The organism is Bradyrhizobium sp. Ash2021, assembly GCF_031202265.1.
Lineage (GTDB): Bacteria > Pseudomonadota > Alphaproteobacteria > Rhizobiales > Xanthobacteraceae > Bradyrhizobium.
Genome location: NZ_CP100604.1, coordinates 2,489,907 through 2,504,107, shown reverse-complemented (window position 1 = coordinate 2,504,107; position 14,201 = coordinate 2,489,907). Strand labels below are relative to the sequence as shown.

Here is a 14,201-nt window from a genome sequence, read left to right as displayed (position 1 = left end):
ATGCGATGCGTTCTGGTTTGGTGTTATGCCTGTTGATCACCCTGTGTGCTTCTGCCAACGCAGCAACGGCGCATCGTTCGAGACCGCTACATGTCATCGTTCGTGCCAAGCAAGATTTGACCTTAGGCTTTGCCGCTCCGGGTTGGACAGTCGAACGGCGTAGCCCGCCGGTCCGCTATCACGACACCCCTAGCTACGACGATCCGTCCAAGTATGGCGGCGGCGAAGCGAGGCCGGTGAGATAATAGGACGAATAGCCTGACCTTGTCCGCTTTCCCGCGCCTCGAGTGGCGGTGGCCGGCAATAGACGCCAGACACAGCTCCACAGGATGGGTCTGCATACAAGGCTCAACACGCACTCCTTGTCTCCGAAGCTAAGTGTCCCGTTCACTCGTCAACCTCTGAATGACCCATTGAGTCGGCTCATTGGAATTCCCTGCGATACACCGTGGGTGTCCAGCCTGTCGTCTTTCGAAAAGAATTGCTGAAAGAGCTGGTCTGCGCATACCCTAAAGTGAGGGCGATATCCGTGACCGAGCTCGCTCGATTCGCCAGGAGCGACTTGGCGACCTCCATGCGGCGCTGCACTTGATACTGATGCGGTGGAGTTCCGAATGACTGCTTGAACGCTCGGCAAAAATGATGCTGGCTAAGTCGCGCCAGTTCCGCAAGTTTTGAAAGCGAGACCTGTTTCCCGAGGTGCTCTTCAATATAGCCGACGACGGCGCGTTTTTGCCAACTGGCGAGACCTCCGCGATTCACTTTCGGCGCGCGAGCTGCCTCGTCGTTCACGCAAGATAACTCATGCGCAAGAACACCAGAGAGCGCCTCCAGGTACGGCATGCTTCTGGCCCGAGCGTCCTCAATCGTGTTCTTCAATTTCGATGCTGTCTCCCAGACAAGAGAATCCTCGAAGTATATTCTGGGCTGGAACGCGCCTTCGCTATCGTCCGATTTCTGAAACGCAGCAGGGTCCAGATACAGAAGGGTTACTCGAGTGGAAGCGCCGCTCTCATGCCATTCTCGATAGGCGCATCCCGCAGGTACGAAAGTAAGCTTATGCGTAAACTTTCGAAGCCTTGATGAAGGTAGGCCATCGATCCATGTTTCACCGTTCCGACGTGTACCTTCATTGTACAATACGAGTAAATGCAGTGGTCCTTGAAAGAGAAACTCAATCTTGCATCCGATCGGAACGTGGACGCTTTCTGAAAACCACCAGTGGCAGCCCGTACCGAAACGTTCAATAGATTCGGCAGGCGTGATCTTAACGGTCGGATTCAAGACATTGCCTCCGCTTGATGACCGCGCCCGTGTTGGCACTCGCTGGACTCTCTGCCATGCCGGTAGAAGCGTAATTCATGTGCTCTGCTTTTTGCTTGCGAGATGCGTTCGTTTCCGTCTCTCGTTACCGCTAAGACGCCAAGGCAGCCATTTTCTTCAGACCTCGATAGATGTTGATCTTAATCTTGCCACGTGCGCGAAATCATGGGAGCGCATCGGGGGGCAGTGGTCATCCCTACTAACGCTGAATCGTCGATCGTCAGGCATTCGATCCGGGGGGCTGTTATACAATCGAGAAGGGATGTGCATCGCATCATCTCCCCTGTGAGCAGACGGCTACCCAGTGTCGATTGGCAGCACAAGGTTTAGCTAAACCATGCTTTCGGCCGCGCATGGCCGCAATCTCGCGGTTGTGATACTCAGACCCATACCTTGGTCTGTACCTTTGGTACCGAGGTCACGGTCGCGCCTTGCCTCTGAATGTTAAGAGCTTCAGCCATCCGAGCGAGCGTCGCTACGGATTTTGCTCCCATCTTTCGCATAGCGCTGCCGCGGTGCATTTTCACGGTTGGCTCGCTGATCGAGAGTTCGCTCGCGACATGCTTGTTCATGAACCCGGACGCCACAAGCACCATCACTTGCCTTTCACGCGGCGTCAGGAGCGCATACCGCTCTCGCAATCGAGTAACTTGCACAAGGTCGTGACGCCGGTCCTGGTCCATTCGAATCGCCGTGGCAACGGCATCAATCAACTCCTGTTCCCGTATCGGCTTGGCGAGGAAATCGACCGCGCCAGCCTTCATGCCTTTCACAGACATTGGAATGTCGCCATAGCCTGTCATCAAAATGACAGGCATCGAGATATTGATGCTGGTCAGATACTCTTGCAGCTCCAACCCGCTCGTGCCCGGCAATCGAACGTCGAGCACCAGACATGCCGGCGCGTCGGGCAGTTCAACATTGAGAAACTCCGAGGCAGATCCATGGAGCATTACCTGATAGTCTATGGAGCGAAGCAGATCTCCAAGCGTCTCGCGAACCGCCTTGTCGTCGTCGACGATATGAACAAAAACTGACGACGACACTTTCAGGCGCTCCCCGGCACCGAGGCCGATTGGCGAAGCGGGACAGTGAACGTGAAGGTTGCGCCATGAGCCGTGTCTTCCTCCACCCAGAGACCTCCTCCATGGACAGCAATGATCTTGCGGCAGATCGACAGACCCAGGCCCAAGCCGTCGCCTTTTGTCGTGTAGAGGGGATCGAACAGTCGTTCCCTGCTCGTGGAGGCGATGCCGACGCCAGCATCAGCGATACTGACAAAGACACAACCGTCGGCGACCTTTGAGGAAGCAGTCAGAACGCGAGGCCTTCCACTAACGGTAGTCATGGCGTCGATTGCATTGCGCACGAGGTTGTGGACGACCTGCTGAAGCTGCACTCGATCCCCCTCGACGGTCGGTATCGAGTTATCAAGGGCCGTCCTGAGCGTGACGTCGGCACGCTCAATATCTCGCTTCAAAAGAAGAAGAATTTCATCGATGGCATCATTGATCTCGACCTCGCTAAATCGGATCCGCGCGTCGCGCACCAGGTACCTGAGGCCCGTGACGATGTCGCTCGCCCGGCGTCCCTGTTCAATGACACGCATCGCGGACTTGCGAGCTTCACTGGGTTCGGCGGGATCCCGCGCGAGCCACCGGAGGCAAGCCTCCGCACTCATGATGATCCCGGTCAGCGGCTGATTGATCTCGTGAATAACGGAGCCTGCGAGTTCGCCGAGCGATGCGAGGCGGACGGCTCGCGCAAGTTCGTTTCGCACGTCCGTGAGCGCATGTTCCGCGGCCTTCCATTCCGTGATATCGGTGATGATCCCTTCCAATTCGACATCGCCGGTTGGGCCGAGGTCGAATTGTCCGACAGCTACGACATGCAGGATCGAGCTGTCTCTATGAACAACTCTGTACTCGTGACTGAACGGAGACTTGGTACTGACGGCCTCCCTGAGCGCTTGCTCCAAAGCATTGATGTCGTCAGGGTATACTCGGCTCTTGAACACCTCGAACGGTACCGGATTTACGTCAAGATCGATATCGAAGATGCGGTAGCATTCGCGCGATGCTCGCGAGAGCAGAGTCCGCGTGTTCCAGCGATAGCTGCCCATCCGGCCGATCTGCTGACCCTTGATCATCCACGAGTTGGTCTCACGCAGTGCCTCGAAAAGCTGCGTAGATTCGAAGGATGCGGCAGCCTGCGAAGCCAACATCGATATCACAGAGATACACCCGGGCGTGAATGTCTCCTTGCGCTCTGATTCGAGGTAGAGAACACCGATGGTCCGGTCTTGATGAATCAGAGGCAGGAACAATTGCGCTATGTTCTGCCCCGGCGGGCACTCGGCCGGATCGACCAGTGCGGACCCTTTCCAGCAATCCTGTCTGACGACAATTTCCTGACGCGCAAGTACCCGTTCGCTGATATCTGGCAACAATCGGAAGTCACCGGCCGCAGGTTCCGAAACAAAGAACCTCGCCCTTTCGCGTGGAAAGCTTGCATCGGCTTTGGCAAGCAACTCACCTTTTTCGCTCAGCAGCACAGCACCACGCGCTGCTCCGCAATAGTCGAGTGCGGCTTTGAGAAGGGCTTTAGCTAACCCTTCGTAGCTGATCTCCTTTGAGATTGCCTGGAACGCCTTGGCAATTCGTCCTATTTCAGACGCTTTGTTCTCAAGCTTCATAGCGAGACTTCTCTCACCGTCAACGATTGCCGGGATATTTCGGCACATGTCCTCAAACTTGGTCCGGCTTTATCGTACTCAGTCAGCCGACTGCAACGGCGGTGGCGAATAACTTCTTTGTGTACCTGTAACCAAACCGAAGCAAACCGCGAAAGTAGTATGTCAGACGTGGCTGGACCATTTATGCGATAACCAAATGGACCTGAGACGTTACTATTGTAGAAGCGCTAGGAGTCTGCATGGCTAAGATCCAACATCGCAAAGTTAGCCTAACTGGATTGAACTTGTTCTGCCACTACACACACGGCGTAGCGGATACGCCCTTGGTTTCTTAACTGGTCAGTCCGGGCCCGATCGAGACGCCCATCCTTCGGGGCGTGGGCCAATCCGAACATTCCGGGCAGACTGAAGCGGACTTTCGCGACTATCTCGTGGGCGCCAGCGAGCTGATTCCAATCGGGCACCTTGGACAACCCGACGAAATCGCCGCTGCGGTGCTGTTCGTCGCCAGTGACGCATCCAGCTACATCCTTGGATCGGAAGTGGTCATCGACGGCTGGTTCGCTGAACTTTGACGCAGCGGCTAACTCACTGTGATCCGATGTGCGGCTGCAGGGAATCGACAAGATCGAAGATCCGGCCGTCGGGCCCGAGCGGATGTCGGCTGTTGGCCTTCCGTCATTTCGCTGCTGCGCAACAACGCGTCGCCTTGGGCGCAAAGCGGACATCAACGTCGGTGCGTCATGCCGCCGGGTTTATGAGTACACGGCCTAGTCCAAAATGGGTGACGTATCAATCGGCGGAATGAGGCGTCGCATGAGTCCGATTAGGGTCAATCGCGTCGTTTTGACGGTGCGCCAACCACTTCTGGTCTTCCCCGACAAGCAGACATTCGAGACGTCCGTCGGCATGTCTCAAGGGTGCCAGGAAGAGACTCATGCACCGTAGCAATTATGTGCTTTATTCGATCACCTAGTCGGCGCGCAGCCGCGGCAGGAACGATTCCGGTATCGTGACGCCGAGCGCCCTGGCGGCCTTGAGTTTGATGACTAGGTCGAGTTTGGTTGGGGCTCGACCGGGAGTTCGCTTGGGCGCGTGCCCCGGAAAAGTCTCTCGAGCAAAAACAGAGGGCGGACAATGAAGCAAGCTGCCTTGCGGCCAGAATCGTACACGAAGAAGGTTGCACTCGTCCTGCAAGGCGGGGGCGCCCTCGGAAGCTATCAAGCCGGCGTTTACGAGGCGCTCGCCTCGTCGGACTACAAGCCTGACTGGGTGGCCGGCATCTCGATCGGCGCGATCAATGCCGCCCTGATCGCTGGCAATTCGCCGGAAATGCGGGTTGAAAAACTGCGGGAATTCTGGCGCACGATCACAACGTCCGCGATCTGGCCCGCACGGATTTCTGACCTCGTCAACGGTACGGGTTTGCCTTTCGACCTTGGAAAGCAGATCAGCGCAATGCATGCGCTGATGTTCGGCCAGTCTAACTTCTTCGCGCCGCGAAAGCCTACCGAGTGGTGGTTCGGCCACACGCCGACCAGCTACTACGACACGAGCTCGCTGAAATCCACATTGGAGCGACTTGTCGATTTCGACCGCATTAATTCCAGAGAAATTCGCTTCAGCGTCGGAGCCGTAAACGTAAGGACAGGCAATTTCGCGTACTTCGATAATGCCGAGACCGAGATAAGGCCGGAGCACATCCTCGCGAGCGGCGCTCTTCCGCCAGGCTTTCCCTCCGTGGAAATCGACGGAGAGCACTATTGGGACGGCGGCCTGGTATCCAATACACCGCTGCAATACGTGATCGAGTATTATCCGCGCCGTAGCCATCTCATCTTCCAGGTGGACCTTTTCCCGGCCCGCGGCGCCCTGCCCGGGAATTTGAACGAGGTTACCGAGCGGGACAAGGACATCCGCTATTCAAGCCGAACGCGGGCGGCTACGGACACATTGCGGCGGTTGCATGATCTGCGCCACAGCATCAACATGCTTTGGGAGAGACTCCCCGACGATCTGAGGACCGGCCCGGAAGCCGCCTTGCTCGACGAATTCCGTTGCGTGACTACCATGGACATCGTTGAAGTGATTTACCGTCCGGAGCACGCGCTAGGACAATCAAAGGACTACGAATTCGACCGCCCAACGATGGAAAGGCGATGGGCGCAGGGTCTCTCCGATGCGGAGGAAACGCTAATGGCTGCGCCGTGGCTAGAGCCGATTCCGCCGGAGCTCGGAGCGCGTACATTCGACGTTCGCGCGAACGGTCCGATAGAGGATACCTCGAACAATTCGTTGAACAAGGCCGGTGGGCAATTGTGACCGCAGCGGCATCGGTCGGCTGGTACGCGACGTCCGCTTTACCCCGAATGAGCCGACATCGCCGGCTTGGCTCGCTAGGTCAGAAAAGTGCCACAGTCGGACTTGGGCGGCGCAGAAGGCTACCACTAAGCACTTGCGGCCGGCCGCGATACGGATGGAGCCCGATTAGGATGCGCTGCCAGGATCCACCGGCACCGTGAAGTGAAAAATGGCGCCGCGGCCCTTATTGGCGGTCACCCATATTTGCCCTTCATGCGCCTCGATGATCGACCGGCAGATCGACAGCCCCATGCCCATGCCGTGCGTTTTGGTCGTGAACATTGGGTTGAATATCCGGTCCACGGCACCGGCCTCGAGGCCTTTCCCCGTGTCTTTCACCGACACCATCACATATCTGGAATGATGGACTTCAGACCTTATGGACAGCACTCGTTCCCCATTCTTTGCAGCCATGGAGTCAATTGCGTTCGTAATCAAATTCACCAGCACTTGCTGCAGCTGGATCTGTTCGCCTGTTATCCGTGGCAGCCGTTCGTTAGGGTCGAATTGAACGGCAACGCGATGTGTTTGCAGTTTGTCGCGAACGACGGCCAAAGCTTCCTGGATGAGGTCGTCGATATCAAGCGAAGTGCGTGTCCGTGCACCCATCTTGAAATGCGCCCGGATATTTTCGATCATGGCGTCCGCACGGTGTCCGGTGGCCACGACGCGTCGCAACGCATTCCGGGCGCTATCGAGCTCAGGCTCGACACGATCGAGCCAATTTAAACCTGCGTTCGCACTGGCTATGATCGCCGTTAATGGCTGTTTGACTTCGTGAGCAATTGAGGCTGACACGGCATCGCCGGTCATCAGTCGCGTCTCACGCTCGCGACGCTGCGCCAAGACCGCGCGGAGGAGTTGCGCGTAAAGCGTCATTATCTCATACAACAGGACAAAGAGTACAAGAATGCTGGCGACGTACCCGTAGATTCGGCCGGCGTACCAGCCGGCGCTGAACCGGGCCAGACCAGGAAACGCGACCAGATAGAGCTCAATTGCATACGCGCAAACGACCACCATCAGCCACAGATCGAGTATCGACCGCTTGCGGATCCAGAGCAAAATGAGTGCAAGTGTGTTCCACAGTATTAGACAACTGGCAAAATAAAGCCAGAAGGTGGAAAAACGGACCAGATCGATGGAGATGGGGGGCAAATATGCATCACCCGCTATGACAAGAAATGTCACGGCGCATACGATGGCCGCGGACATCGCGACACTCCAAACGACGGTCGCTCCCACTGAGCCCTTCCACAATCGCTTGGGCGGATCGGGATCGTTCAAAAGGGCATATGCGATGACGAACGGAGGAATACAGGCGTACCGCAGAGCGGAGAGCCAAGCCGCGGTCTGTAGCCCCGCGCCCAGCAGGCCACCTGGTGTGAACACCCCCGGAAAGGTCAGCATCCACGGGATGACCATAAACCCTGCGAAGAGATACCCACTCGCGATTGCGAGGAGGGCACGCGAATGCAGGATGGCGAACTGGTTGAACAGCAGAACCGCGGTGATCAAGTCATTCACGACCAGCGCCGTGCCATAGGCCGGGACGAAGGCGTCGATCCCCCCCAGCTGGACGTTCCAAAGCTTCGGTGCCGAGATGAAAAGGGCGCCCAGCAAGGTGAGCACGACCGCAAACGCAAGCCGTTTCTGCGGCCGGCTCGGCGGTAAGTTCGCAAGGGTGAGAGGCTGATCCTCTGGGACAAAGACGGCCGGCTTCATCATCGGAGCGACTCTTGGCAGTGGCTGGAACGCAGGGCATGAAGCTCAAACGGCTTCGCCATTCTCATCAAAGGCCGCCGTCGTTCACCGCCATTTCTGCCATCGAGACAGCTTGCGACGATTAAGGAAGCGTCACCGCCTCTGAAAAAGCTGGGCTGGCAGGGTTTTCGGCGGTTGCGGACGCGCCAGTGACGAATGCTCCATGCGTGGGATCAGTATATATCTTGTTTGAACGTGGAGATCGATGTCTGGTTGGGGTCATTCGCGTCGATTTTGGCATATCGGGCGGCACGTCAAAGTCGACGCGAGTGGCCCCGTCGCGATCTGCGAGTCGAGCCGATCACTTCGCCGAAACAATCTGGAAGATAGCGATTGATGACGCTTGTGGTGGGATCGCTAACTGGCTCGGCTCCTGGCTGATTGCATGGACGACAACCATTCCCATTGTGGTGCTGGCTGCCCCTGCTATTTGGCGCCTCGTACTCGCCCTGACGATTGATTCCGATGATCACGGCAAGGGAATATGACTCTCCTTGATGCCGATCACGGCCACCTACCTCTTCCCCATTGAATTGCCCATTGGAGGCCTCCGGAATGGAGCGGGCTTGTGCCGCCACTAACTGATTGATGTTGAAGAGCGTGACGGGCCTAGCCGAGCTTTAGCGAGGCCTATGTGAATGGACACTCTCTCGGCCATATGTCGTTGTGTTTATTATGATTTTATGAGTTTTCTCTATCGATCCCCGGCTTAACACCAGAATGGCGCGGCTTAGACCTTTTGCCCTCCCGCGCCGGGCGCGGGGGGGCACGGGCGCCGCCCATCGATAAGTAGCGTGGGTGTGCCCCTCTCCACGTTCAAATGAGATATACTCTGATGTCACCCGTGGCGTCTGATCGAACGGGGAGCGGGAACGATGGAGCTTCGGTCATTGGCGCATGCGCCGCCGCAGGAAACCTTGCCAGCGTGGTCTTTTCAAAGGTGGCGACGCTTCCTTACTCGTCGTCAGTTGGCCCAATAAGTATGGCGGTGACTGCTGCAGCCCGTGATGCGAATGGCGAAGCTGAGCCTCGTGCCGCGCGTTCCAGCCGCTGCTAAGAGTCGCTCCGATGATGAAGAAGCCGCCTTTCATTGTCCCAGAGGATCAGCCTTTCACCCTTGCGAACTTACCGCCGAGCCGGCCGCAAAAACGGCTCGCGCTTGCGATCGTGCTCTCCTTCTTTGGCGCCGTTTTAATCTTGGCAGGGGGGCTCTCGAACATCCAGCTGGGGCGGATCGATGCCTTCGTCCCGGCCTACGGCACGGCGGTCTTCGTGAATGACTTGATCACCGCGGTCCTGCTGTTCAACCAGTTCGCCATCATGCGCTCGCGTGCCCTCCTCGCGATCGCGAGTGGATATCTCTTCATGGCACTTATCGTGATCCCGTGGATGCTGACCTTTCCGGGCGTCTTCACGCCAGGTGGCCTGCTTGGCGCGGGGCTACAGAGCACGACTTGGCTTTATAATCTGTGGCACGCCGGTTTTCCTACGTTCGTCATCGCGTACGCCCTTTTGAAGGATGCCGATCCGGCCAAGGGGCTGTGGCGGGGTTCCGCCGGTGCGGCCATTCTTTCGAGTGTGGCCGTGACCGCGGCCGTCGTGATTGTAGCGACGTTTCTTGTCACAGCGGGGCAAGCGCACTTGCCCCGCACCATGCTCGACCTGGTCCATTTTTCTACCCTCTCCTATTATACGGTCGGTTGTCTAATCCTGTGGAATGCACTTGCGCTCACTTTGCTCTGGATGCGCCAGCATTCGGTCCTCGATCTGTGGCTGATGGTGGTCGTTTGCGCGTATGCAATTGAGATCTATATGCCCTCGTTGTCCGATCTGGCCCGGTTCAGCGCCGGCTGGTATGCCGGCCGGGTCCTCGGGTTCGTGTCCAGCATTCTTGTACTCTGTGTCCTGTTGTATGAGATAACGACGCTTTACGCGCAACTGCACCGCGCCCTGCTGGCGCAGCGTCGCGAACGTGAGGCGCGGCTGATGACCGGCGACGCCGTCTCGGCTTCGATTGCCCACGAAGTCAAACAGCCATTAGGGGCGATCATAACCAGTGCGAGCGCGGGATTGAATTGGCTTGATCGTGTCGACCCTAACCTCGATGAGGCCAGGGATGCATTGCGCCTCGTCGTGACCGCCGGACACCGCGCGGACGCCGTGATCGAAAATATCCGGGCGCATTTCAAGATGGGTGCACGGACCCGCACTTCGCTTGATATCGACGACCTCATCCAGGAAGCTTTGGCCGTCGTTCGCGACAAACTGCAAACACATCGCGTTGCCGTTCAATTCGACCCTAACGAACGGCTGCCACGGATAACAGGCGAACAGATCCAGCTGCAACAAGTGCTGATGAATTTGATTACGAACGCAATTGACTCCATGGTCACGAAGAATGAGGAGCGGGTGTTATCCATAAAGTCTGAAGTCCATCACTCCAGATATGTGATGGTGTCGGTGGAAGACACGGGGAAAGGCCTCGAGCCCGGTGCCGTGGACCGGATATTCAACCCAATGTTCACGACCAAAACGCACGGCATGGGCATGGGGCTGTCGATCTGCCGGTCGATTATCGAGGCGCATGAAGGGCAATTGTGGGTGACCGCCAATGAAGGCCGCGGCGCCATTTTTCACTTCACGGTGCCGGTAGTTCCGGGCACTCCATCCTAGTTGTGCCGGCCCCATCCGTGTCATGGTCGGCCGCGAATGCGTCGGTGACCTTCTGCGCGCCTAGGTCTGATTATCACACTTTTTGGACTTCACACGATGTCCGACTTGAGCCCGGAATGCACTGTATCCGGCGTTTCGGATAGCATTCATCGATTTCCATCAACATTTGGCAGACGAGCCTCGCCCGATCAATGCTCAGCCCAACTTGCGCATTCCTGAGCACTTTCGTCACGAGACGCTGATACGTCCGACCTCATTTGCATCTCTTATCGGCGGGGCGAACGGCGCACTAACAGCGGCGACAGATGATCAACTTCTTGTCTAATGACTTGTCCAGATTCTGCTGCGCCTTGTTGAAGCTTTCGAGTTTTCTCTGGATGTCATTATCGTCGGCAGAGCCTGGAGCGAAGCTCCGTCCTCGTGGCTGCACATGCACGTCCTCGGTCGTTTTGCTTCGGGCCTCGGACGGCGATCGGAACTTATCGGCGACCGCCGCGCTTGGCGCCACTGCGAAAGCGAACAAAAGCGCACCTGGAAGAAACGATTTCATGGTGACCTCTCTTACGCTAGGATCATCGTTTGCCGGATCCCAACCATCCGGTATGAACGTGAGATAGTTCATTATCGTCGTCTCGCTGTCTGCTAACGGGCCATCACCAGGTTCTCATTTCGAGCGCGGCAAAAATTCGCGGATCGCCGCGGCGATTTCGTCGCAATGGGTTTCGAGCGCAAAGTGGCCAGTGTCGAGGAAACGGACTTCCGCGCCTGGAATGTCACGCTTGAACGCCTCCGCACCCGCCGGCAAGAAGAAGGGATCGTGTTTGCCCCAGACCGCCAAAAACGGCGGCTTGTGCTTGCGGAAATAGGCCTGAAATTGCGGGTACATCGAGACGTTACTCTTGTAGTCGCCGAAGAGATCGAGCTGAATTTCATCCGCGCCGGCACGCGCCAGATAGAAGTTATCAAGCGAATATCCATCCGGAGAAACCAAGGACGGGTCGACGACGCCGTGCGTGTACTGCCAGATCGTTGTTTCGGGAGAGAGGAAGGCACGCAGTGCCTTCCGGTTCGCCTCCGTGGCCTCCATCCAATAGGCCCGAATAGGATTCCAGCCGTCGCTCAACCCTTCCTCGTAGGCGTTGCCGTTCTGAGAAATGATTGCGGTGATACGCTCGGGATGTCGAACGGCCAGTCGAAAGCCGGTCGGCGCACCATAGTCAAACACGTAGATTGAGAAGCGACCGAGTCCGATTATTTCGGTGAAACGCTCGATTACCTCGGCCAATTTGGCGAAGGTGTAGGAAAACTTGTCGCGAGACGGCATGTCGGACTGGCCGAAGCCCGGCAGGTCTGGAGCTACGATGCGAAAGCGATCCGACAAGGCCGGGATCAACTCGCGAAACATATGGCCGGCACTTGGAAACCCGTGAAGCAACAGCAGCGTCGGCGCATCGACCGGGCCGGCCTCCCGGTAGAATATTTTGAACCCATCGACGTGGGCGTGCCGGTACCGGATCGTGGTCATGAGCGATTCCCTCGGGTATTTGGCTCGGAAGATAGTAACTTGTGTAACGCGATCGGACAGGTTACTGTACCTCCAGATACGGCAGCTCCGGACACATCCACGTTGGTTTCACGTGACTACTTTCGTGGGGTGGACTGGTTTGGTTACAGAGCACGCCGATCCCCGCTAAGAAATTTCTTGCCTGCCGCATTGCGGGCTGACTGGCGGGAATATGCGTAGCCGGATGCGCCAAGTCTCGGCATCTGCACCTTCATTCCGGTATGCGCCGATGAAAATTGTCGGTAAGAGCGACTCGCTATGAGGCTTGAGAACAAAGCGTCAGAAATAGAGCTGATCGCCAAAGCGTTTCAGGCGATCTCGAGAGAGAAAGGTGATGGCCTAGGCCTGTCGATCTGCCGCAAAATTGTTGCAGTCCATGGAGGACGTCTATGGATGGAGGAAAACACCACGCATGGCGCGACATTCACTTTCACTCTCCCGCTTCGCCAATCCGTCCAGATGTCCAGGAGCCACTGAGAGTGTCGTCGTCTTTTTTTGTTCACATCGTCGATGACGACAAGGAGGTCCGTGAGTCACTTGGAGATCTGCTTCGGTCCATGGGCTATGAAGTCGCGCTTTATGGATCCGCGTCAGAGTTTCTCAAGGTTGAGCTGCTCGACGCTCCCGGGTGTCTCGTGCTCGACGTTCGGCTGCCGGGCACAAGCGGATTGGAGCTACAAGAGTATCTGGCACGCATCAATATCCGGGTGCCTGTCATTTTGATGACCGGTCATGGCGACATTCCCATGTCTGTGAGGGGCATGAAGGCCGGCGCTGTCGACTTCCTGACCAAACCGATAAGGCATCAGGATTTGATTGATGCCGTTGCGACGGCGATTCGAATTGACCAAGACCGGCGTCGAGAGGGCGCGCAGATTGCTCAATTGCAGGAGCGGTATGAACTCCTGACGTCCCGCGAACGGCAAGTGATGGCGCTTGTCGCGTCCGGGCTCATGAACAAACAGGTCGCGAACGAATTGTCGATTAGCGAAGTCACCGTGAAGATGCATCGCGGCAACGTCATGCGAAAGCTCAGAGCAAAATCCGTAGCAACGCTCGCTCGGATAGCAGAGGCCCTCGACATCCAGACATGAGGGCGCGCACCGGTTGACCGCCGAAAACCCATACCAACGTATGGGTCTATCCCTCATTACCGAGAGATTGTGACCGTGCGACGCCGAAAGCAAGGTTCGGCTTCGCCTTGTGCTGCCGTTCGGCACCCGGTGACGTCAGACTGCCAGGGAGATGATGCCATGCACATTCTTTCTCGGTTGCATAGCGGTTCTCTTGCCTCGAAAGCCAAACGATGGGCGACACGGCCTCACCTGGGATGGCGCCTTCGTCCCCATTGCCTTTCCAGGATTGCGCGCACCTGGCGAGGTTACATTCGGTGACAAGCCCGCTCGTCGCAGTCATCGACGACGATGAAGCGCTTAGCTTGTCCCTTGTGGATTTGATGCGCTCCATCGGCTGTCGGGTCGAGCCGTATATCTCGGCGGAAGCGTTCTTGACGTCGTCAACACTGCTCAGCTTCGACTGTGTCATCGCTGATGTTCATATGCCCGGGATGGGTGGACTTAACCTCGTAAGAAGGTTCCACGAACAGGGAATCATGACACCCGTAATCCTGATCACGGCTCTGCCTGACAAGCGTTTAGACGATGAAGCAATTGCGGCGGGCGCGCAATGTCTTCTCAGAAAGCCGTTTGAAACAGCCTCCCTGCTTGATTGGGTCGAGAGGAGCCTCTCCAATGACCGCCCTACACAATAATACCTCGACACTCGGCTCAACGCCACCCGTCGCCGATGCTGTTCAGAGAA

At 57.0% G+C, this 14,201-nt stretch carries 13 protein-coding genes; 7 read left to right on the top strand and 6 right to left on the bottom strand.

What is annotated here, in order from left to right; translation table 11 throughout:
• Positions 1–423: 423 nt before the first annotated feature.
• From NL528_RS12130 to NL528_RS12120, 3 genes are all read right to left on the bottom strand, one after another.
• Complete coding sequence (locus NL528_RS12130; RefSeq protein ID WP_309182890.1) at positions 424–1,284, bottom strand: AraC family transcriptional regulator; 861 nt, start codon at positions 1,282–1,284, stop codon at positions 424–426.
• A 419-nt stretch (positions 1,285–1,703) separates the two neighbouring features.
• Positions 1,704–2,375: a response regulator gene (locus tag NL528_RS12125; RefSeq protein ID WP_309184876.1), complete on the bottom strand. Its 672-nt coding sequence runs from the start codon at positions 2,373–2,375 to the stop codon at positions 1,704–1,706.
• Positions 2,372–4,018, bottom strand: coding sequence for an ATP-binding protein (locus NL528_RS12120; RefSeq protein WP_309182889.1), 1,647 nt, complete (start codon positions 4,016–4,018; stop codon positions 2,372–2,374). Before NL528_RS12120 ends, NL528_RS12125 begins: the two co-directional genes overlap by 4 nt.
• A gap of 377 nt (positions 4,019–4,395) precedes the next feature.
• On the opposite strand from NL528_RS12120, the gene NL528_RS12115 reads away from it, so the two are divergent.
• Both NL528_RS12115 and NL528_RS12110 read left to right on the top strand, forming a co-directional pair.
• On the top strand, positions 4,396–4,593 hold the full coding sequence (locus NL528_RS12115; RefSeq protein WP_309182888.1) for an SDR family oxidoreductase: 198 nt from the start codon (positions 4,396–4,398) through the stop codon (positions 4,591–4,593).
• A gap of 562 nt (positions 4,594–5,155) precedes the next feature.
• Positions 5,156–6,340: a patatin-like phospholipase family protein gene (locus NL528_RS12110; RefSeq protein WP_309182887.1), complete on the top strand. Its 1,185-nt coding sequence runs from the start codon at positions 5,156–5,158 to the stop codon at positions 6,338–6,340.
• A gap of 165 nt (positions 6,341–6,505) precedes the next feature.
• Here NL528_RS12110 and NL528_RS12105 read toward each other — a convergent pair whose 3' ends face one another.
• Complete coding sequence (locus NL528_RS12105) at positions 6,506–8,107, bottom strand: MASE4 domain-containing protein (RefSeq protein WP_309182886.1); 1,602 nt, start codon at positions 8,105–8,107, stop codon at positions 6,506–6,508.
• 185 nt (positions 8,108–8,292) lie between these two features.
• On the opposite strand from NL528_RS12105, the gene NL528_RS47065 reads away from it, so the two are divergent.
• Together NL528_RS47065 and NL528_RS12100 are read left to right on the top strand one after the other, a co-directional pair.
• Positions 8,293–8,631 (top strand): DUF2798 domain-containing protein, encoded by a 339-nt coding sequence (locus tag NL528_RS47065; protein WP_375144007.1) that lies wholly within the window; start codon positions 8,293–8,295, stop codon positions 8,629–8,631.
• Positions 8,632–9,211: 580 nt separating this feature from the next.
• On the top strand, positions 9,212–10,816 hold the full coding sequence (locus tag NL528_RS12100; protein ID WP_309182885.1) for an MASE4 domain-containing protein: 1,605 nt from the start codon (positions 9,212–9,214) through the stop codon (positions 10,814–10,816).
• Positions 10,817–11,105: 289 nt separating this feature from the next.
• Here NL528_RS12100 and NL528_RS12095 read toward each other — a convergent pair whose 3' ends face one another.
• Both NL528_RS12095 and NL528_RS12090 read right to left on the bottom strand, forming a co-directional pair.
• On the bottom strand, positions 11,106–11,438 hold the full coding sequence (locus NL528_RS12095) for a hypothetical protein (RefSeq protein ID WP_309182884.1): 333 nt from the start codon (positions 11,436–11,438) through the stop codon (positions 11,106–11,108).
• Positions 11,439–11,480: 42 nt separating this feature from the next.
• On the bottom strand, positions 11,481–12,341 hold the full coding sequence (locus NL528_RS12090) for an alpha/beta hydrolase (RefSeq protein ID WP_309182883.1): 861 nt from the start codon (positions 12,339–12,341) through the stop codon (positions 11,481–11,483).
• A 297-nt stretch (positions 12,342–12,638) separates the two neighbouring features.
• Between NL528_RS12090 and NL528_RS12085 the strand changes: the two genes are divergently transcribed.
• The 3 genes from NL528_RS12085 (at position 12,639) to NL528_RS12075 (ending at position 14,151) form a co-directional block, all read left to right on the top strand.
• Complete coding sequence (locus NL528_RS12085; protein WP_309182882.1) at positions 12,639–12,857, top strand: ATP-binding protein; 219 nt, start codon at positions 12,639–12,641, stop codon at positions 12,855–12,857.
• A complete protein-coding gene (locus NL528_RS12080) occupies positions 12,770–13,474 on the top strand; it encodes a response regulator transcription factor (protein WP_309182881.1) in 705 nt (234 codons plus the stop codon). Before NL528_RS12085 ends, NL528_RS12080 begins: the two co-directional genes overlap by 88 nt.
• A 296-nt stretch (positions 13,475–13,770) precedes the next feature.
• A complete protein-coding gene (locus tag NL528_RS12075; RefSeq protein ID WP_309182880.1) occupies positions 13,771–14,151 on the top strand; it encodes a response regulator in 381 nt (126 codons plus the stop codon).
• Positions 14,152–14,201 lie beyond the last annotated feature (50 nt).